Source organism: Streptomyces sp. NPDC051740 (assembly GCF_044453165.1).
In the GTDB taxonomy this organism is placed as follows: Bacteria; Actinomycetota; Actinomycetes; order Streptomycetales; family Streptomycetaceae; genus Streptomyces; species Streptomyces atrovirens.
Genome location: NZ_JBITCL010000016.1, coordinates 38,416 through 57,032, shown reverse-complemented (window position 1 = coordinate 57,032; position 18,617 = coordinate 38,416). Strand labels below are relative to the sequence as shown.

General features: G+C 73.2%; 18 protein-coding genes. 9 read left to right on the top strand and 9 right to left on the bottom strand.

The features are described 5' to 3' along the window. The first annotated feature begins 484 nt into the window (after window positions 1–484). The 3 genes from ACIA6T_RS25005 (at window position 485) to ACIA6T_RS24995 (ending at window position 3,574) form a co-directional block, all read left to right on the top strand. Window positions 485–2,083: an ABC-F family ATP-binding cassette domain-containing protein gene (locus ACIA6T_RS25005; protein ID WP_399448688.1), complete on the top strand. Its 1,599-nt coding sequence runs from the start codon at window positions 485–487 to the stop codon at window positions 2,081–2,083. 358 nt (window positions 2,084–2,441) lie between these two features. After that, the gene (locus tag ACIA6T_RS25000) at window positions 2,442–2,663 is read left to right on the top strand and encodes a helix-turn-helix domain-containing protein (RefSeq protein WP_030858495.1); all 222 of its coding nucleotides are present in this window, start codon (window positions 2,442–2,444) and stop codon (window positions 2,661–2,663) included. A gap of 107 nt (window positions 2,664–2,770) precedes the next feature. Then, on the top strand, window positions 2,771–3,574 hold the full coding sequence (locus tag ACIA6T_RS24995; RefSeq protein WP_399448687.1) for an enoyl-CoA hydratase/isomerase family protein: 804 nt from the start codon (window positions 2,771–2,773) through the stop codon (window positions 3,572–3,574). A gap of 279 nt (window positions 3,575–3,853) precedes the next feature. On the opposite strand, the gene ACIA6T_RS24990 is transcribed toward ACIA6T_RS24995, so the two are convergent. Beyond that, window positions 3,854–4,627 (bottom strand): nucleopolyhedrovirus P10 family protein, encoded by a 774-nt coding sequence (locus tag ACIA6T_RS24990; protein ID WP_399448686.1) that lies wholly within the window; start codon window positions 4,625–4,627, stop codon window positions 3,854–3,856. Window positions 4,628–4,713: 86 nt separating this feature from the next. Here ACIA6T_RS24990 and ACIA6T_RS24985 point away from each other — a divergent pair, with 86 nt between their 5' ends. The 5 genes from ACIA6T_RS24985 to amaP are packed head-to-tail and all read left to right on the top strand — an operon-like array spanning window position 4,714 to window position 6,988. Further along, the gene (locus ACIA6T_RS24985; protein WP_399448685.1) at window positions 4,714–5,208 is read left to right on the top strand and encodes an Asp23/Gls24 family envelope stress response protein; all 495 of its coding nucleotides are present in this window, start codon (window positions 4,714–4,716) and stop codon (window positions 5,206–5,208) included. A gap of 25 nt (window positions 5,209–5,233) precedes the next feature. Beyond that, window positions 5,234–5,419, top strand: a complete 186-nt coding sequence (locus tag ACIA6T_RS24980) for a hypothetical protein (protein ID WP_073937463.1) — start codon at window positions 5,234–5,236, stop codon at window positions 5,417–5,419. Further along, a complete protein-coding gene (locus ACIA6T_RS24975) occupies window positions 5,416–5,793 on the top strand; it encodes a hypothetical protein (protein WP_399448684.1) in 378 nt (125 codons plus the stop codon). Before ACIA6T_RS24980 ends, ACIA6T_RS24975 begins: the two co-directional genes overlap by 4 nt. Then, window positions 5,793–6,407, top strand: coding sequence for a DUF6286 domain-containing protein (locus tag ACIA6T_RS24970; protein ID WP_399448683.1), 615 nt, complete (start codon window positions 5,793–5,795; stop codon window positions 6,405–6,407). The genes ACIA6T_RS24975 and ACIA6T_RS24970 overlap by 1 nt, the downstream gene beginning before the upstream one ends. A gap of 2 nt (window positions 6,408–6,409) precedes the next feature. Then, on the top strand, window positions 6,410–6,988 hold the full coding sequence (gene amaP / locus ACIA6T_RS24965; protein WP_399448682.1) for an alkaline shock response membrane anchor protein AmaP: 579 nt from the start codon (window positions 6,410–6,412) through the stop codon (window positions 6,986–6,988). Window positions 6,989–7,168: 180 nt separating this feature from the next. Here amaP and ACIA6T_RS24960 read toward each other — a convergent pair whose 3' ends face one another. From ACIA6T_RS24960 to ACIA6T_RS24950, 3 genes are all read right to left on the bottom strand, one after another. Further along, the gene (locus ACIA6T_RS24960; protein WP_399448681.1) at window positions 7,169–7,924 is read right to left on the bottom strand and encodes an SDR family oxidoreductase; all 756 of its coding nucleotides are present in this window, start codon (window positions 7,922–7,924) and stop codon (window positions 7,169–7,171) included. A gap of 4 nt (window positions 7,925–7,928) precedes the next feature. Beyond that, window positions 7,929–9,731: a glycoside hydrolase family 15 protein gene (locus ACIA6T_RS24955; protein ID WP_399448680.1), complete on the bottom strand. Its 1,803-nt coding sequence runs from the start codon at window positions 9,729–9,731 to the stop codon at window positions 7,929–7,931. A gap of 241 nt (window positions 9,732–9,972) precedes the next feature. Then, window positions 9,973–10,767, bottom strand: a complete 795-nt coding sequence (locus ACIA6T_RS24950) for an SURF1 family protein (RefSeq protein WP_399448679.1) — start codon at window positions 10,765–10,767, stop codon at window positions 9,973–9,975. 240 nt (window positions 10,768–11,007) lie between these two features. Between ACIA6T_RS24950 and ACIA6T_RS24945 the strand changes: the two genes are divergently transcribed. Next, window positions 11,008–11,256 carry a hypothetical protein gene (locus ACIA6T_RS24945; protein ID WP_399448678.1) on the top strand — a complete coding sequence of 83 codons (249 nt, stop codon included), beginning with the start codon at window positions 11,008–11,010 and terminating at the stop codon, window positions 11,254–11,256. Window positions 11,257–11,392: 136 nt separating this feature from the next. Here the strand turns inward: ACIA6T_RS24945 and ACIA6T_RS24940 are convergent, their stop codons facing one another. From ACIA6T_RS24940 to ACIA6T_RS24920, 5 genes are all read right to left on the bottom strand, one after another. Continuing rightward, entirely contained in the window at window positions 11,393–12,376 is a 984-nt protein-coding gene (locus tag ACIA6T_RS24940) for a DEDDh family exonuclease (protein WP_399448677.1), read from the bottom strand. A 107-nt stretch (window positions 12,377–12,483) separates the two neighbouring features. Further along, window positions 12,484–13,470: a copper resistance D family protein gene (locus tag ACIA6T_RS24935; RefSeq protein WP_399448676.1), complete on the bottom strand. Its 987-nt coding sequence runs from the start codon at window positions 13,468–13,470 to the stop codon at window positions 12,484–12,486. Between the two features lie 410 nt (window positions 13,471–13,880). Beyond that, window positions 13,881–15,242, bottom strand: a complete 1,362-nt coding sequence (locus tag ACIA6T_RS24930; protein WP_399448675.1) for a CoA transferase — start codon at window positions 15,240–15,242, stop codon at window positions 13,881–13,883. A gap of 79 nt (window positions 15,243–15,321) precedes the next feature. After that, a complete protein-coding gene (locus ACIA6T_RS24925) occupies window positions 15,322–16,854 on the bottom strand; it encodes a S8 family peptidase (protein ID WP_399448674.1) in 1,533 nt (510 codons plus the stop codon). Window positions 16,855–16,918: 64 nt separating this feature from the next. Beyond that, a complete protein-coding gene (locus tag ACIA6T_RS24920; protein WP_399448673.1) occupies window positions 16,919–18,448 on the bottom strand; it encodes a S8 family peptidase in 1,530 nt (509 codons plus the stop codon). Between the last annotated feature and the right edge of the window lie 169 nt (window positions 18,449–18,617).

The following is an 18,617-nucleotide window of genomic DNA, read 5'->3' as shown; positions in this document are numbered from 1 at the left end:
GTGCGTCCGGCGGCGGATCCGGACTTCGGACTCGCGCGCCCGGCTCCTGCCGCCCGTCGGGGCCCGCCCGGTGACGGGACCGGGACGCCGGGTTTCGGATCGCCGTCCCGGGTGCGTATGTGCCGAAGCTCCGGATGCCGCCCTCGGAGGCATCAGGGTCTCCGCGCGTCGGTGGTGTGCGTCGTCCACGCCGACGCACACCACCGGCCGGGCCCGCACGCTCCGTCGTCGTGTCTAACGCCCCGCCGAGCCCCCTTGTGCCCGGCATCACCACGCCGTCGCCCCGCGCCGGCTCGCCGCCGCGCGTCCGCGCACGACAGCGCCGGCACCGGTCCCCGGCAACCGCCGGGCACGCCCGCGCCCAGGAAAAGTGGTTGCACGGCCCCGTTAGAATGGCTCTCATGGCCATTCTCCTCGCGCATTAGACGGCGGGAACGTCCTCAGCCGCCCACCGCCACCCCGACACCTGCCCTGGAGTCTGTCCGTGATCTCCGCCTCCGGCATCGAGCTGCGCGCCGGTGCCCGCGTCCTCATCGAAAGCGCCACCTTCCGCGTCGCCAAGGGTGACCGCATCGGCCTCGTCGGCCGCAACGGCGCAGGCAAGACCACCCTCACCAAGGTCCTCGCCGGCGAGGGCATCCCCGCCGGCGGCGCCGTCACCCGCTCCGGCGAGGTCGGCTACCTGCCCCAGGACCCCCGCACCGGCGACCTCGACGTCCTCGCCCGCGACCGCATCCTCTCCGCCCGCGGCCTCGACGTACTGATCCGCAAGATGCGCGAGAACGAGCAGCGCATCGCCAACGGCCAGGGCACCACCCGGGAGAAGGCGCTCAAGCAGTACGAGCGCCAGGAGACCGAGTTCCTCACCAAGGGCGGATACGCCGCCGAGGCCGAGGCCGCCACCATCGCCGCCGCGCTGAACCTGCCCGACCGCGTGCTCGGCCAGCCCCTGCACACCCTCTCCGGCGGTCAGCGCCGCCGCGTCGAGCTGGCCAGGATCCTGTTCTCCGACGCGGACACCCTGCTGCTCGACGAGCCGACCAACCACCTCGACGCCGACTCGATCGTCTGGCTGCGCGACTACCTCAAGACCTACCGCGGCGGCTTCATCGTGATCTCCCACGACGTCGACCTGGTCGAGACGGTCGTCAACAAGGTGTTCTACCTGGACGCCAACCGCGCCCAGATCGACGTCTACAACATGGGCTGGAAGCTCTACCAGCAGCAGCGCGAGGCGGACGAGAAGCGCCGCAAGCGCGAGCGGCAGAACGCCGAGAAGAAGGCGGCCGCGCTGCATTCGCAGGCCGACAAGATGCGCGCCAAGGCCACCAAGACCGTCGCCGCGCAGAACATGGCCCGCAGGGCGGACAAGCTGCTGTCCGGCCTGGAGGCCGAGCGGAAGTCCGACAAGGTCGCCAAGCTGCGCTTCCCCGAGCCGTCCCCGTGCGGCAAGACCCCGCTCATGGCGGAGGGACTGTCGAAGTCCTACGGCTCGCTGGAGATCTTCACCGACGTCGACCTGGCCATCGACAAGGGCTCCCGCGTCGTCATCCTCGGCCTCAACGGCGCGGGCAAGACCACCCTGCTCCGCCTCCTCGGCGGCGCCGAGAAGCCCGACACCGGCCAGGTCATCGAGGGCCACGGCCTCAAGCTCGGCTACTACGCGCAGGAGCACGAGACCCTCGACCCGGAGCGCACGGTCCTGGAGAACATGCGCTCCGCCGCCCCCGACCTCGACCTCGTCGAGGTCCGCAAGACACTCGGCTCGTTCCTGTTCTCCGGCGACGACGTGGACAAGCCGGCCGGTGTCCTCTCCGGCGGCGAGAAGACCCGTCTGGCGCTGGCGACCCTCGTGGTCTCCTCGGCGAACGTGCTGCTGCTCGACGAGCCGACCAACAACCTCGACCCGGCCAGCCGCGAGGAGATCCTCGGCGCGCTGCGCACGTACAAGGGCGCGGTCGTCCTCGTCACGCACGACGAGGGCGCCGTCGAGGCGCTCCAGCCGGAGCGGATCATCCTGCTGCCGGACGGCGTCGAGGACCTGTGGGGCGCCGACTACGCGGACCTGGTCGCCCTCGCCTGAGGGAAGGGGTCAGCCGGGGTTGACCGAAGGTGTGATCCACTGCGTATGGATCATTCGGCCCATCGGTGATCCATCATTCGTGTGAGATCTCCTCATCCCGAGGTGTGTCCTACACGGATTTCGCGGCCGAGCTCCCGGTGAACCGGGGCTCGGCCGTCGCGCCTTTCTGACCTGGCATTTCACGGAAGAACCCGTTCGGAGGTACCGCCCGCACATCGCGGAATCTCTCATTCCGTATGTGGGGATGCGCTCCTGTCGTCACAACCTTGTCTCATCGACCTTGCCGAATGGGTGGCCATGAAGGCCCGGAGGGGTGATCATGAGGAGACCAGAGCGCACTTCCCATGAGGAGGCACGGGTGGCCGAGACTCTGAAGAAGGGCAGCCGGGTGACCGGCGCCGCGCGCGACAAGCTCGCGGCAGACCTGAAGAAGAAGTACGACGCCGGTGCGAGCATCCGGGCGTTGGCCGAGGAGACCGGCCGCTCGTATGGCTTCGTGCACCGCATGCTCAGCGAATCGGGCGTCACGCTGCGAGGGCGTGGCGGGGCGACACGGGGCAAAAGGGCCCCTTCGGCCTGACCCCGGGCGCCCCGGGAACCCGATGGTGACCACCCGGTCGGCCGACTGACCGGCCGGGTGGTTACTGTGCAGTCACTTAGGTCGACCGCACCCATCGGAGGCGCCCCATGGCTTCGTCCGCCCAGGACCTCGGTCCCGTACTCGACAAGGACGGCGTACGGCTCACCGTCGACGACGCGATCGCCACGGTGACGCTGACCAACCCGGCCAAGCGCAACGTACAGAGCCCGGCTCTGTGGCGGGCGCTGACCGAGGCGGGCCGGCTGCTGCCCGGCTCCGTCCGGGTCGTGGTGCTGCGCGGGGAGGGCAAGTCCTTCTCCGCCGGGCTCGACCGGCAGATGTTCACGCCCGAGGGGATCGAGGGCGAGCCGTCGTTCGTCGACCTGGCGCGTCGCGACGACGCCGCGCTGGACGCGACCATCGCCGAGTACCAGGAGGCGTTCACCTGGTGGCGGCGCGGCGACATCGTGTCGATCGCGGCTGTCCAGGGACACGCCATCGGGGCCGGGTTCCAGCTCGCCCTCGCCTGTGACCTGCGCGTCGTCGCGGACGACGTGCAGTTCGCCATGCGCGAGACCAGCCTGGGTCTCGTCCCCGACCTGACCGGGACGCACCCCCTGGTCGGCCTCGTCGGCTACGCCCGCGCGCTGGAGATCTGCGCGACCGGGCGCTTCGTCACGGCCGAGGAGTCCGTGACCACCGGCCTGGCCAACCTCGCCGTACCCGCGAGCGACCTGGACGCGGCGACCCAGGACCTCGCCGCGGCCCTGCTGGCCGCCCCCCGCGACGCGGTCATCGAGACCAAGACCCTGCTCCGAGGCGCCCAGACCCGCACCTACGACGCCCAACGCACCGCCGAACGAGCAGCCCAGTCCCGCCGCCTACGAGACCTGGCCGGCCTCGGCGAATAACCCACCCCCCTCCCCCCGCCCGCGGGCTGCCGCCACACCGCTCCCGCGGGCTGCCGCCACACCGTTCCCGCGGGCTGCCGCGTGCCGCGTTTCCGCGGGCTGCCGCGTGCCGCGTTTCCGCGGGCGGTCGCATGTCGCGTTTCCGCGGGCAGTCGTGCCGCTGGGGCGGCACGGGTGGGCGCGACGGCACCCCGTGAGCGACCTGGCCGCGCGAATACCCCCGGCCCGCACTCGCGCGGGGCACCCCGCAAGGCTCCGGGCCGCGCGACCTCCCCACGGTCAGTCGACCGCCGTGATCAGTACACCCACGGTGGGACGATCCGGCAGCGATTCGGCCACCGCCGAACGGACCCTCCGGGCCACATCCAGAGGGCGGACGTCCGCCGCGACCGCAAGGTCCACGCGCGCGTGGCGACGAGACAGGACGGTGTCCCCCCGGTGCTCGGTCAGGTGAACCGACCGCCCCAGCACCCCCGTCAGCCGACTCACCCCCGCCACCGAGAGCGCCGCCGCAGCGACACGCCCCACCTCGGAGTCGCCGTCCGACGACGGCTCGGACCCCGCCTCCCGCCCCGGCACAGCCCCCGGCACAGCCCCTGGCACAGCCCCCGGCTCAGCCCCCGGCTCAGGCCCAGCCTCAGCCTCAGCCTCCGCATCCAACAACTCCACCATCCGCAGATCCACCTCCCCGACGGCCAACCCGACCCGCTCCACCGCCACTTCCGCCAACACCCCCCGCAGAAGCGACGCAGTCACCGGCACCGGCCGCGCCGCAGCGGCCGCGAACTCGACGGTCAGCCGCAACACCCCCGGCGGCACCGCCCCCGGCGGAGGCGGCACGACCGGCTCACCCGTCACCCCCGCCGGATCGGCGAGCCCGATCCGCACACCGTCCAGGCGTACGCCCGGAGCGTCCCTTACCACCGCGCGCCGCAGCACCGCCTCCGCCGCCCGCTCCGCGATCCACGCGCCGTCGCGCGGTCCTCCCAGGGCCAGGATCCTGCCCAGCCCCACCTGCTGCCGCACCGCCCAAGCCCACCGGTCCGCTGTCATTCCTCCAGCCTGACGCATCCCTGGCGCGGTACCGGGCAACCACGCATACCGTGGTCGGTGGAGGACGACCGAAAGGACGTACGGCGATGACCGACATGACCGAGGGAGGCCCGGGACGGGCCTCCGACCCGGAGAAGAACCTCTTGGAGACCACCCCCCGCAAGGGCCAGGGAACCCGGCGCGGCGGCGGTGACCCGGCGACACGTGGCCGCACCACCATCGCCGACGGTGTCGTGGAGAAGATCGCGGGGCTGGCCGCGCGGGACGTGCTCGGTGTGCACGCCATGGGCAGCGGTCTGTCACGGACCTTCGGCGCCGTACGCGACCGGGTGCCCGGCGGTTCGAAGGCGGTGACGCGCGGCGTGAAGGTCGAGGTCGGTGAGTCGCAGACCGCGCTCGACCTGGAGATCGTCGTCGACTACGGCGTGTCCATCACCGACGTCGCCAAGGCCGTAAGGGAGAACGTCATCGCGGCGATCGAGCGGATGACCGGTCTGGAGGTGGTCGAGGTCAACATCGCGGTGAGCGACGTGAAACTGCCCGAGGAGGAGGAAGAGGAACCGGAGACCCGCCTTCAGTGAGGCTCGGTGAGCGGAGGAGCACACCATGAACATGGCCGTGGTCGGCATGATCGCCGGCATGGCGTTGGGCTTCGCCGGATACTTCGGCGGATTCGGGGCGTTTCTGCTGGTGGCGGCCCTGGGCGCCGTCGGGTTCGTCGTCGGGCGGTTCCTCGAGGGGGACCTGGAGCTCGGTGACTTCTTCCGTTCCCGTGACGAACGGCGGCGATGACGGCGGTGAGCACGGTCGTCGAGTCCGGCCGGGGCCCGGCCGCCGTCGCGCCGGGTGAGCGCGGGGCGACCAGGATCGCCGACCGGGTGGTCGCGAAGATCGCCTCGCAGGCGGCCCGCGAGGCGGTCGGCCCCCTGCCGCCGGACGCCGCCCCGCCGCACGCCACGGTGGTGGTGCGCCACGAGGCCGCCCGGGTCCGGGTGCACATCGAACTCGGCTACCCCGGCGACATCGGCGGCCGGTGCGCGCGGGTGCGGCGCCAGGTGGTCGACCGGGTGCGCGCCCTGGCGGGGATGCACGTACCGGAGGTCGTCGTCCTGGTCGAACGACTGCACCTGACGGCCGCGCCCGAAGCGGCCCGGAGGAGGGCGTGATGAGCGGACCCGAAGGCACGGTCCTGGAGAAGGACCCGCCGCCCGCGGAGGCACCCGGCGGCCCCGGCGGGCACCGGCGCTTCTGGTCGGCCCGCCGGGTCCCCGCGGGCCTGGTCGCGCTGCTGGCCCTGGTGGTCACGGGCGCGTTCCTGTACGACGTCGTCGCGGTGCGGGCCCACCGTGCCGCGCTGGGCTGGCGCCGGGAACTGGCCCGGCAGCTCGCCGAACGGCCCCTGGACGACATCTGGGTGCTGACCGGCGCCGGCGTCGCCACCGCCCTCGGACTCTGGCTGCTGCTGCTCGCCCTGACGCCCGGCCTGCGCGCCCTGCTCCCGATGCGCCCCGTGGATCCCGGCGTCCGCGCGGCACTGCACCGGGACGCCGCCGCGACGGTGCTGCGGGACCGGGCCCTGGGGGTGGCCGGCGTGCGGTCGGTGCGGGTCAGGGTGAAACGCGCCCGCGCGGACGTCCGCGCGGTGTCGCACTTCCGTGAACCGGACGACGTACGGGCCGACTTGACCGCGGCGCTCGAGGCCGCCGTGGCGGGCCTCGGCCTGGCCCGGCCGCTCTCGCTGTCGCTGCGCGTACGGCGGCCCGGCCGGAAGGGGCGGTAGAGATGCTCAAGGGCGTCAACCGGGTGCTGCTCGGGATCGTGGGGTTGGTGCTGGTCGTCCTCGGCGGGTCCGTGCTGGCGATCGGGCTGGGGGCGCCGGCGCCCTCCTGGTGGCTGCACGACGGGCGGCACGACGTGCTGCTGGACGAGGCCGAGCGGACCCGGTGGCGGGACGAGGGCTGGTGGTGGCCGGTCGTCATCGCCGTTCTCGCCGTCCTGGTCCTGCTCTCCCTGTGGTGGCTGATCGCGGTGCTGCGCCGGCGCCGGCTGGCCGAGGTGCTGCTCGACACCGGCGACGACGAGGGCGCGTCACTGCGCGGAAGGGCCCTGGAACAGGCCCTCGCGGAGGAGGCGAGTCACCTGGACGGCGTATACCGGGCCCGTGTTCTCCTCACCGGCCACAGAAACGCCCCTAAGACCCGTGTACTCCTCCACCTACAACCCCACATCGACCCGGCGACAGCCCTGCAAGCCCTGACGAAGGGCCCCCTCACCCACGTCCGAACCGCCACAGGCCACCCCACCCTCCCCACCGAGGCCCGCCTGCAAGCCGTGAAACACCGCCCAGGACGAGTCACCTGACGGCGCCCCCGCGGGCAGCCGCATGCCGTGTCAGCCGCGGGCAGTCGTGCCTCCCCCAGTGCCTTAAGGGCCTGGGAGGTGCCCCCAGCGGCACGGGTGGGCGCGACGGCACCCCGTAAACGCCGGGCCGCGCGATCACCCCCGCCCCGCCCCAACGCGGCGCACCCATCAACAGGCGCGTCAGAACCCGTGCCGGAAACCACCGTCCACCGGCACCATCACCCCGGACAGGTAAGACGCCGCCGGCGACAACAAAAACGCGGCCGTACGGCCGAATTCCCCCGGCGTCCCGTACCGCCGCAACGGAATGCGAGACTCCGCAGCCCGCCGCGTAGCCTCCGGATCCGCCGACAACGAGTCCAACTCCCGCACCCGGTCCGTATCGATACGCCCCGGCAGCAGCCCCACCACCCGGATCCCCCGCGGCCCCAACTCGTCCGCCAGCGACTTCGCGAACCCGGCCAGCCCCGGCCGCAGCCCGTTGGAGATGGTCAGCCCGGGAATCGGCTCGTGCACCGACCCCGACAGCACGAACCCGATGACACCCCCCTCACCCAGCTCCGCCGCGGCCGCCCGCGCCATCCGCACCGCCCCCAGGAACACCGACTCGAACGCCGTCCGCCACTGTTCGTCGGTGGTGTCGGCGACGAACCCCGGCGGCGGCCCGCCCACGCTGACGAGGATGCCGTCGAAGCGCCCGAACCGCTCCCGCGCGGTGGCGATCAGCCGCGCCGGCGCCTCGGGGTCGGCGTTGTCGACGGCCATCCCGACCGCGTCCGGCCCCAGCGCGGACGCCGCCTCGGCGACGGACTCCTCCTCCCGCCCCGTGACGACCACCTTCGCGCCGTCGGCGACGAGCTCCCGCGCGGAGGCGTTGCCCAGCCCGCGGGTCGCCCCGGTGACGACGTACACCCGGTCCTTCAGTCCAAGATCCATGGTCCTATCCTGCCCCCTCGTCCCCGAACAGGGCGAGAGCGGTGTTCACCAGGCCGATGTGGCTGAACGCCTGCGGGAAGTTGCCCAGCAGCCGCCCGCCCGCCGGGTCGTACTCCTCCGCCAGCAGACCCACGTCGTTGGCGAGCCCCATCAGCCGCTCGAACAGCGCGCGCGCCTCCTTCGTCCTGCCGGTCATGTGCAGGGCGTCCGCGAGCCAGAACGAACAGACCAGGAACGTGCCCTCCCCACCGGGCAGCCCGTCGACGGCCGTCGCGTCCGGCGTGTAGCGGCGTACGAACCCGTCCTGCCCCAGCTCCGCGCGGACCGCCTCGATGGTGCCGAGCACCCGGGGATCGTCGGGCGGCAGGAAACCCACCCGGGGGATCAGCAGCAGCGCGGCGTCGAGTTCGCGCGAGCCGTACGACTGCGTGAACGTGTTCCGCGCGGGGTCGTAGCCCTTCTCGCACACCTCCCGGTGCACCTCGTCGCGCAGCTCCCGCCAGCCGTCCAGGTCCCCGTCCAGCCCCTGGTCGGCCTCCAGCGCGCGCACCGCGCGGTCGGCGGCCACCCACACCATCACCTTGGAGTGCACGAAGTGGCGCCGGCCGCCGCGCACCTCCCACAGCCCCTCGTCCGGCTGCCGCCACGCCGTGCGCAGGAAGTCCATCAGCACCGACTGCAACGCCCACACGTCCGGCTGCGCGGACAGCCCCGAACTCCGCGCCAGCGCAAGGGAGTCCATCACCTCGCCGTACACGTCGAGCTGGAGCTGGGTCACGGCGTCGTTGCCGATCCGTACGGGCGCGGCGCCGTCGAAACCGGACAGCCACGGCAGTTCGAACTCCGGCAGCCGCCGCTCACCCGCGAGCCCGTACATGATCTGCAGGTCCGCCGGATCGCCCGCGACCGCGCGGAGCAGCCAGTTGCGCCAGGCCTCCGCCTCGTCCTGGTACCCGGCGGCCAGCAGCGCGTTCAGGGTCAGGGTGGAGTCGCGCAGCCAGCAGAAGCGGTAGTCCCAGTTGCGCACCCCGCCCGGCTCCTCCGGCAGCGAGGTGGTGGGCGCGGCGACGATACCGCCGGTGGGACGGTAGGTGAGCGCCTTGAGGGTGATCAGCGACCGGACGACCGCGTCCCGGTGCGGGCCGTCGTAACGGCACCGCGCCGCCCAGGCGCGCCAGTCCTTCACACTGTGCCGCAGCGAGGAGTACGGGTCGACCAGCGGGGGCCGCGGCTCGTGGGAGGGGTGCCAGGTGAGCACGAACGCGACCCGTTCGCCCTCCCGCACCGTGAACTCCGAGACGGTGCCCAGGTCCTCGCCCCAGGTCTCCACCTCCGGGACGCTGCGCAGCCACGCCGAGTCCGGCCCGGCCACCGCCACCCGGTGGCCGTCCGCCTTGCGCACCCACGGCACGACCGAGCCGTAGTCGAAGCGCAGCCGCAGCGTGCTGCGCACGGTCACCTCACCCCGTACGCCCTGCACGATCCGCACCAGGTCCGGCGCGCGGTGGCGCTGCGGCATCAGGTCGGTGACCAGCACCGCTCCCTCGGGGGTCTCCCACTCGGTGTCCAGGACCAGGGTGTCCTCGCGGTAGGAGCGGCGGGCGCACCGGTCCGCACCGGCGGGGGCGATGCGCCAGTGCCCGTTGCTCTCGTCCCCGAGCAGCCGCGCGAAGCAGGCCGCCGAGTCGAAGCGGGGCAGGCAGAGCCAGTCGACCGAGCCGTCCGCGCCCACCAGGGCAGCGGTCTGTTCGTCGCCGATGAGCGCGTAGTCCTCGATACGGTGCACGGGGTGCGGGTTCCCGGCCATCGGGGGCGGCAATCAGGGGTGTGGCCGGGGGAGTGACGGACCGTCGGCCGCCGCCGCGCCGGCGCCGGCGCCGGAGAAGATGACACCGGGGCCCGGGGACGCCGTCCGCGTCCCACGGGGTGTTCGCTCCCGTCCGGTACGCCGCGTCACTCCCGCACGGGCCGCCCGAACCGGGGGAGGAGCGCGGGCCACGGCACCGGCCGGCCGTTCCCGGCCACGGCGCGTGTCCCCGGCGGGGCCGCTACACCGTCGCCGGTTCCGTCTCCTCGGCGTCCGTCTCCTCGGCCGCCGCGCGGGCCCGCTCCCGGGCCTCGCGGCGGACCAGCACGAACCAGCCGACCGGCACGGCCGCGGCGAACAGCCACCACTGGACGGCGTACGCGTAGTTCAGCGCGGAGTTCTCCTTGCCGGGGTTCCCGAGCCGCTCCGGGGTGCCGTCCTTCGGCTCGGGCGCCGTCTGCGCCACATAGCCGCCGAGCACCTGGGCACCGAGGCGCTCCGCCTCCTGCTCGCTGTTGATCAGCATGATCTGCCGGTCCGGCAGCCCCTGGAGGTCCTTGATGCCGCTCGCCTCGGTCGTCTCGTCCGGCATCAGCCGGCCCTTGATCGTGATCTCGCCGCGCGGCGGCGCGGGGACCTCGGGGAACGCGGTCTGGCCCGCCTCCGCGGGGATCCAGCCCCGGTTGACCAGCAGGACCTTGCCGTCGTCGAGGACGAAGGGGGTCAGGACGTGGAAGCCGACCCGGTCGTCGGCGTTGGTGCGGCGGCGGACGACGACCTCGTCGTCGGTGTCGAAGCGCCCCTTGGCGGTCACGGTGCGGTACCGCTCCGCGCGGGTCACGGCGTCCCCCGGCGCGGCGAGCCGCTCCACCGGCACCGGATCGGCGGCCAGCGCGTCGGCGACCAGCCGGTTCCGGGCGTCGCGCTCGCCGTAGCGGTCCATCTGCCAGAAGCCCAGCCAGACCATCGTGGGGATGAGGAGCAGGGCGACCAGTGTGATGATCACCCATTGGCGGGACAACAAGAAGCGGTACACCCCACGACCGTACAACTCGGTCGCGGGGTGCATTGAGGCGGGTACGTCCGTTCACACCCGGTCTACGGTCCCCGCCTTTCCCTCCGCGCGGACGCGGTGGGCGCCTCGCCCCTCCGGTCCTCACCGAGGCCCGGAGGGGCGAGACCCCCGAAATGACGGCCACGCCGGCCCGGTACCACACGCGGCCGATGCGGCGCCGTCGGCTTGCGGGCACCTTCCCGGCGGCTGACCATGCTGCTTATGACACGTTGCGAAGTGTGTGGGAACGATTACGCGCTGGCGTTCACCGTGGAGACCCGGGACGGCGCTCGCCACGTCTTCGATTCGTTCGCCTGTGCGATTCACCGCATGGCCCCCATCTGCGAGCACTGCCGGGTGCAGATCATCGGTCAGGGCGTCGAGGCCGACGGTCACTGGTACTGCGGTGCCCACTGCGCCCGCGCCGAGGGCAAGGCGGGCATTGTCGACAAGGTTGGATCACCGGCGTAGAAGGCGGTGTGGAACACCGGCCCCACCCGTGCGGGACCGAACCCGCCTCCCCGGCTCCCGGCCGGGTGAACGAGCACCGCTCGGAGCACCTTCCGGACGACGGTCCGCTGACGCACGGTCGGCTCCGGCGCCCCGGTCAGCCTTCCGGCGCGGCTTCGACGTCCCCGAGGAGCTGGCCGAACGCGGCCTCGTCGACGACCGGGGTGCCGTACTGCCGCGCCTTGACCACCTTGGACGTGCCCGAGTCCGGGTCGTTGGTGACGAGGAGGCTGGTGAGCCGGGACAGGCTGCCGGCGACATGCAGGCCCGCCTCCGTCGCGCGGTCCTCCAGCAGGTCCCGCTCGACCGAGGTGTCCCCGGAGAACGCCACCCGCATGCCCTGCTTGAGCCGCCCGCCCGGCTCGTACCGCCCGGGGTTGGGGTACGGGCACGCGGGCCGCTTGCGGGACGGACGCCAACCGGTCGGCCGGTAGCCGCCGGGACTCGCCTGCTGCCCGGTGCGGGGACGGTCCGTCCACTCGGTCAGCGGCAGGCACTCGTGCAGCGGCAACCGCACGCCGCCCGCCGCCGCGGCCCGCAGACTGGGCCGGAACGCCTCCGCCAGCACCCGCGCGTCGTCCAGCGCGTGGTGCGCCCGCTCCTGTACGACACCGAAGTGCGCGGCGAGCGACTCCAGCTTGTGGTTGGGCAGCGGAAGCCTCAGCTCCTTGGAGAGGGCGATGGTGCACAGCCGCTGCTTCACCGGAGCCTCGCCGCGCGCGCGGGCGTACTCCCGGGCGATCATCTGCCAGTCGAAGACCGCGTTGTGCGCGACCAGCACCCGGCCCTCCAGCCGGGTCGCGAACTCCGCGGCGATGTCCCGGAAGAGGGGCGCCTCCTCCAGCACGTCGCTCGTCAGGCCGTGTATCCACACCGGGCCCGGGTCCCGCTCCGGATTGACCACCGTGTACCAGTGGTCCTCGACCTCGCCGCGCGCGTCCAGCCGGTAGACGGCCGCGGAGATGATGCGGTCGTCCCGGGCCAGCCCCGTGGTCTCCACGTCGACGACCGCGTACCCCTGCGGATACGCGGCCGGCCACACGGTGGGGGAGGACGCTGCGGTCGTGAGGTCATCGAGCATGGTTCACGAGGATACGGGCCGGGACCGACACCGCCGTCCGTCAGGTCCCCCGCGCGGGCCCGCACCTTCGGACGCCGGGAATGTCCGTACGGGCCGCGAACCCCCGTTCACCAGCGGATCGGCACCGGAAGCGCCGTCAGCAGCCCCGACACCGCGACCACCACACCGAGCGCGTACACCTCCGCCCGCGCGGGGGAGCAGGCGGTCAGCGGATCCTCCGCGCGGGCCAGCCGGATCCGGGCCCACAGGGCGAGGACGGCGACCCCGGCCATCAGGACCACCTTGGCGAGCAGGACCCGCCCGTACGCCGTGTCCGTCAACTGCTCCACGATCGTCTCCGGCGGCATCCGCCGCAGCGAACTGCACACGCCCGTCGCGGTGACGGCGACGAGCAGAACGGCCGCCACGCGCGCGTAGCGCCCCAGCAGCGCGGCGCCCGCCTCCGCTCCCCGCCACAGCCGCAGGGTGCGCAGCGCGTGCAGCAGGCCGCCCACCCAGAGCGACGCGCAGACCAGGTGCACCAGGGTCAGCCCGGAGCCGACGAGCGGGCTGTACTCGGTCGCCGGATGCGCGCGCAGCGCCTCCGCGACCATCACCGCGGCCAGCGGCCACACCTGGGTGCCGGGACGGCCGGACGCCGCGCACAGGGCCGCCGCGAGGAAGGCGTTGACCTCCAGGAGGGCGAGCTTGCCGTCCCTGGAGCCGTAGAGACCGCCGACGTCGATGTCGGCGGGGCCGCCGGGCACCAGGTTGCCGGTGGCCACCACGGAGGCCAGTCCGAGGGCGGCCAGGAAGCCGACGGAGTTCGCCACGGTCGACCAACTGCGCGGCACGGCGGGCAGAGCACCGGGCACGGAACGCGCCAGCCGCCGCACGAACAACTCGCCGACGGGTATGGACAACGCCGCGAACAACACCGCCCGCAACAGGCCGATCCCCCCGGTACCGGGCGCATCGGCCTCCCCGGTCCCCCGCAACGCGGGCGCCGGCCCGAACAGCGGTATCACCACCCCGAGCCCCACCAGCACGAGCACGGCAACGGCCCGCCCCCGCCCGCTCCTTCGCGCACCATCCGCCCCGACCCTGGTTCTCATCAAACTCACCCCAGGATCTTCACAAGGCCCCACAGAAGCGGGCAAGTCCGCACCCCCGACTGCGAGCAGCCGTACCACTGGGCCTGCGCCCACCCCCAGCCGCGGGCAGCCGCGCCGCCTCAGCCGCGGGCAGCCGCGCCGCCTCAGCCGCGGGCAGCCGCGCCGCCTCAGCCGCGCCGCCTCAGCCGCGGGCAGCCGCGCCGCCTCAGCCGCGCCGCCTCAGCCGCGCCGCCTCAGCCGCGGGCAGCCGTGCCGCCTCAGCCGCGGGCAGTCGCGCCGCTCCAACTGCGGGCAGCCGTGCCGCTGGGTTTGCGCCCACCCCCAGCCGCGGGCAGTCGTGCCGCTGGGGCGGCACGGGTGGGCGCGGCGGCACCCTGCCGGCGCCGGCGAGTGAAACCCCGCGCGGTCCCTCAGACCCACCGAGCCGAATCGGCTCCCCAACACCCCGGCGCCCGCGCCCAGTCACGCGGCCCACCCTCGAACACCACCGGCGACAGGGCGTACCGCAGCCTCCCCAGCGGGCTGTCCCGCTCCGCGAGCCACTGAGCCACGGGTACATCGGCGGAAGTCCCGTCGCTTCGGGGCCCCTCCAGCAACCACCCGGCCGTCCGCGCCAACGCCACCCGCACCACCCTGCTCCCACCCCCCTCCACCTGCTCACCGATCGCCCGCAACACCCCCGCCGCCAGCAAATACCCCGTGCCGTGATCGAGCGCCTGCGCAGGCAGCACCCCCGGCCGCCCCGCCGAAGAACCTTCGACCACCGCGACCCCCGTCGCCACCTGCACCAGACTGTCGAACCCCCGTCGATCCCCCCACGGCCCGTACGCCCCCCACGCCGACAACTGCGCCACCACCACCCCCGGCCGCCGCTCCGCCAGCGCCCGAGGTGTCAGCCCGAAACGGTCCAGGGCCCCCGGCCGGTACCCCGTCACCACCACGTCCGCCGCCGCGAGCAACTCCTCGAACACCTCCCGGCCGACCGAGAGATCCAGCAACGCCGACCGCTTCCCGAACCCCGTGTCGGCGTGCTGGTCGGCGATCTCGGGCAACCCCGGCGCGTCCACGCGCAACACGTCCGCACCCAGCAGCGCGAGCGTACGGGTGGCGACCGGCCCCGCGATCACCCGCGTGAGATCCAGCACCCGCAGCCCCGCCGCGGGCAGCAGCGGATCCCGTCCCACCGGAGCGAGCACCCGCGCGGGGGCAGAGTCCAGCCGCTCACGCTCCACCAGGGGGCGCCCGGCCACTTCCACGCCCTGCGCGTGCGCCGCCCACTCCTCGGGCGTCCGCAGGGCGACGGCAAGCCCCCCGGCCGCGTACACCGCCTCCTCGACCTCCCGCGCGGAGCGCTCCGCGAGCGCCGCCGCCACCGCGTCCGGGTCCTCCGGCACGCCCAGCGCGGCCAGCAGCCGGGCCCGGTGGTGCGGATAGTTGGCGTGCGTGCGCACCCACCCGTCGGCCGTGCGCCAGAACCGCGACAGCGGCGCGAACGTCTCCGGGGCCCGTCCGTCGACCAGCAGGTGCCGCTCGCTGACGAACGCCGTGGCCACCGCCCCGTCGTCCACCCGCACCGCCGGCACCTCGCCGCCGCCCGTCCGCCGCGCCCCCAGCTCGGCGGCGGCCAGCGCGCACGCGCCCACACAGGCGCGCGCCAGTTCCCGTACCGGCAGCCGGGCGGCCGGCGCACCGGGCCGTTCGACGGCCGACACGCGCGGGAGGAGGGCGGGATCGCCGCCCAGGGCGGACCACACGGAGTCGAGACAGGTCATGACCGCACTATGCCGCGAGAGGGGCCGGGCGCAACCGCCCGGCCCCTCTCACCTCACACAGCTCCCGGAGGGCTGACGACTACCGCGTCACCGCGTCCAGCGCGTCGGCTATGCCCCAGCCGTAGAAGCCGTTGCGGTTCTTCGGCCCCTCGCACACCGCGTCGACCTTGCCGTCGCCGTCGATGTCGTACGGGTCCGTGCACGCGGTGGCGTCGGCCTGCGCGTACAGCAGGGCCTTGACCAGCGCCGGCGAGGCGTGCGGGTGCGTCGACTTGATCAGCGCGGCGACGCCCGCGACGTGCGGGGACGCCATCGACGTACCCGCCATGTAGCCCCACGACCCGCCGGGCAGCGTGCCCAGGATCAGACCGCTGGTGGCGGGCGGCTCGGGCGTCTGGTACCTCGTCGAGTCACCGCCGGGCGCGGCGATGTCGACGACCCCCCGGCCGTAGTTGGAGAACGACGACTTCAGCCCCTTCGCGCCGGTCGCCGCGACCGTCACCACACCCGGGAGCTGGGTCGGGATGTCGTAGCACTCGGACGGGTCGATCACCCGGTCCGACGGGGTGGAGTCGTTCGGGGAGACCGGGTCGGTGATCTCGTCGGACGCGAGGTCGTAGTTCTCGTTGCCGGCCGCGGCCACGTTCACCGCGCCCTTGCGCTCCGCGTACCGCGACGCCCGGGTGACGGCCTCGACGAGCGCCTTCTGGTCCGGGTCGTCCGTGCAGTTGAAGTACCAGGGGTCGGTGTAATAGCTGTTGTTGGTGACGTCGACCCCGTGCTCGGCCGCCCACACGAAGCCGCACACCACGGCCTCGGTGTAGAAGAAGCCGTCCGGGTTGGACACCTTGATGCCCGACACCTTCACGCCGGGCGCGACACCGGTCATGCCGACGCCGTTCTTCGCGGCGGCGATCTCACCGGCGACATGCGTGCCGTGCGGGCTCTCCTCCGCGCTCGGCCGCCAGGCGCCGTCGCTGGTGTCCGGCTTGCCCGACACGCAGTTGACCGACGCGTCCCGGTCGAAGTTGGGCGCGATGTCCGGGTGGGTGTCGTCCACGCCGGTGTCGATGACGGCGACGGTCACCTCGGAGCTGCCCAGGGACTTCTCGTGCGCCTTGTCCGCCTTGATGGCGGGCAGGTCCCACTGCAGGCCCTGGAGCGGGTCCTGGCCCTCGGCCGCCGCCGACTCGGCCCGGGCGATCTCGGAGGCGCTGAGCGCCTTCGGGGTGCCCATGTCCGTGGTGGCCGCCGACGGCAGCGGCGCGGTGCGGGTGGCACCGGCCGACTGCACTCCGCGCACCGTGCGGATGGTCTTCGCGAAGTCGGCGTTCGAGGAGTGGACGACGATGACGCCGATCTTGTCGTACGACGTCACGATCGTCCCGCCGGCCTTGCCGATCGCCTTCTTCACGTGCGCCGACGTACCGTGTCCGCCCTTGACGTTGACCACGTAGCTGAGCGGGGTCGCGTCGGCGGAGGCCGCGGCCGGCTGCTCGGCGGCCGGGGCGGCCGTGGCCGCGGTGTTCGGCAGGAAGGCGAGTGCCGTCGCCATGGCCATCCCGGCCGGGATGGCGAGCGCGCGGCGGTGACGCGGGTGGGACGCGGTCATGAAGTCTCCAGATCGTTCACGGGTGCGGTCGGACGGACGGGCGGGAAGTGCGGGACGGCGCGGGTCACTTGACGGCGCGCAGCGCGTCGACGATGCCGAAGCCGTAGAAGCCGTTGACCCGGTGGCCGCCCTCGCAGGTCGCGTCCTGCGCGCCGTCGCCGTCCTGGTCGTAGGACTCGGGACAGCCCGGGTTGTTCGCCTGGGACTTCAGCAGCGCCTGCAGCTGGGCGGGAGAGGCCCACGGGTGCTTGGACTTCAGCAGCGCGGCGACACCGGCGGCGTGCGGGGAGGCCATCGAGGTGCCCTGCAGCCAGGCGTACTCGCCGTTCGGCATGGTGGACAGGATGCGGCCGTCCTTCGACGGAGTGTCCGGAAGCTGGTAGCGGCGGTCGCCGCCCGGCGCGGCGACGTCGATGACGCCCTTGCCGTACGTGGAGTAGTACGACTTGAGGTTCTGCACGCCCGTCGCGCTGACGGTGACGATGCCCGGAAGCTGGGTCGGCACGTCGAAGCACTCGCTCGGGTCGATGGTGCGCGTCACCGGCGTGGAGTCGTCGGGGCTGGAGTCGTCGACGATCGCGTCGGAGGCCAGGTCGTGGTTGGAGTTGCCGGCCGAGGCGAGGTGCAGCGTGCCCTTCTTCTGCGCGTACAGCTGGGCCCGGTTGACCGCGTCGACGATCGCCTTCTGGTCCGGGTCGTCCATGCAGTTGTAGAGCCACGGGTCGACGTAGTAGCTGTTGTTCGTGATCTCCACGCCGTGGTCGGCGGCGAACACGAACGCGCAGACGACGTTCTCCGGGTAGAAGAGGCCGTTGTCCGGGTCGCTGACCTTGATGCCGGCCACCTTCACGCCGGGCGCGACACCGGCGACGCCGACGCCGTTGCGGGCCGCGGCGATCTCACCGGCCACATGGGTGCCGTGGTAGTCGTCGGCCGTGTACGGCCGCCAGGCGCCCTCGCCGGTGTCCGCCTTGCCGCCGACGCAGTTGGCCGACTGGGAGGCGGAGAAGTTCGGGGCGAGGTCCGGGTGGGTGTCGTCGACGCCGGTGTCGATGACGGCGACGGTCACCCCGCGGCTGCCGTCGTCGATCTTCGCGGCCTCGTCGGCGCCGATCGCCCGCAGGTCCCACTGGTCGGCCTCGAGCGGCTCGCTGCCGGGGGTCCGCGCGGAGGCGGCCTCCGTCCGCGCGGCCTCGGCGGCCGTCACGAAGTCGGCGGCGCCCTCGTCCGTCGTCCCGGCCGCGGTCAGCGGCGCGGTGCGGGTGGCGCCGGCGGACTGGACCCCGCGCGCCGCGCGGATCTCCTTACCGAAGTCCGGGTTCGCCGAGTGGACGACGATCACGCCGATCCTGTCGTACGTGACCACGACCTTCCCGCCGGCCGCGGCGATCGCCCGCTCCACCGACGCGATCGTGCGGCGGTCCGCCTTGGTGTTGACGACGTACGCCAGGGCGGGCGCGTCCGTCGCCTGCCCGGCCGACACCGCCCGGGGGGCCGCCGAGGCCGCCGCCGGGAGGAAACCGAGCGAGGCGGTCAGGGACAGCACGACGGGCACGGCGAGGGCGAGCCGGCGTCTGGAACGCAGATGAGCCATGGGGTCTCCACATCATCCGGAAACGAAACCGGCCCGAGAACACGGGTGGTGCTCGGGCAGGTACATGACGGGGTGGTGCAGGGTGAAGCTATCCCGCGCTCTCGCTGGCCAGCAATGTTTTGCCGGAAACGCCTTCGGAAAACGCCCGGGGAAAAGAACGGCGGGGAGT

Excerpts from the sequence above, each read along its gene's own strand:
- ACIA6T_RS24995 (WP_399448687.1), top strand. The coding sequence starts at position 2,771 with ATGGCTTCGTCCGCCCAGGACCTCGGTCCCGTACTCGACAAGGACGGC.
- ACIA6T_RS24990 (WP_399448686.1), bottom strand. The coding sequence starts at position 4,627 with ATGACAGCGGACCGGTGGGCTTGGGCGGTGCGGCAGCAGGTGGGGCTG.
- ACIA6T_RS24985 (WP_399448685.1), top strand. The coding sequence starts at position 4,714 with ATGACCGACATGACCGAGGGAGGCCCGGGACGGGCCTCCGACCCGGAG.
- ACIA6T_RS24980 (WP_073937463.1), top strand. The coding sequence starts at position 5,234 with ATGAACATGGCCGTGGTCGGCATGATCGCCGGCATGGCGTTGGGCTTC.
- ACIA6T_RS24975 (WP_399448684.1), top strand. The coding sequence starts at position 5,416 with ATGACGGCGGTGAGCACGGTCGTCGAGTCCGGCCGGGGCCCGGCCGCC.
- ACIA6T_RS24970 (WP_399448683.1), top strand. The coding sequence starts at position 5,793 with ATGAGCGGACCCGAAGGCACGGTCCTGGAGAAGGACCCGCCGCCCGCG.
- amaP (WP_399448682.1), top strand. The coding sequence starts at position 6,410 with ATGCTCAAGGGCGTCAACCGGGTGCTGCTCGGGATCGTGGGGTTGGTG.
- ACIA6T_RS24960 (WP_399448681.1), bottom strand. The coding sequence starts at position 7,924 with ATGGATCTTGGACTGAAGGACCGGGTGTACGTCGTCACCGGGGCGACC.
- ACIA6T_RS24955 (WP_399448680.1), bottom strand. The coding sequence starts at position 9,731 with ATGGCCGGGAACCCGCACCCCGTGCACCGTATCGAGGACTACGCGCTC.
- ACIA6T_RS24945 (WP_399448678.1), top strand. The coding sequence starts at position 11,008 with ATGACACGTTGCGAAGTGTGTGGGAACGATTACGCGCTGGCGTTCACC.
- ACIA6T_RS24940 (WP_399448677.1), bottom strand. The coding sequence starts at position 12,376 with ATGCTCGATGACCTCACGACCGCAGCGTCCTCCCCCACCGTGTGGCCG.
- ACIA6T_RS24935 (WP_399448676.1), bottom strand. The coding sequence starts at position 13,470 with ATGAGAACCAGGGTCGGGGCGGATGGTGCGCGAAGGAGCGGGCGGGGG.
- ACIA6T_RS24930 (WP_399448675.1), bottom strand. The coding sequence starts at position 15,242 with ATGACCTGTCTCGACTCCGTGTGGTCCGCCCTGGGCGGCGATCCCGCC.
- ACIA6T_RS24925 (WP_399448674.1), bottom strand. The coding sequence starts at position 16,854 with ATGACCGCGTCCCACCCGCGTCACCGCCGCGCGCTCGCCATCCCGGCC.
- ACIA6T_RS24920 (WP_399448673.1), bottom strand. The coding sequence starts at position 18,448 with ATGGCTCATCTGCGTTCCAGACGCCGGCTCGCCCTCGCCGTGCCCGTC.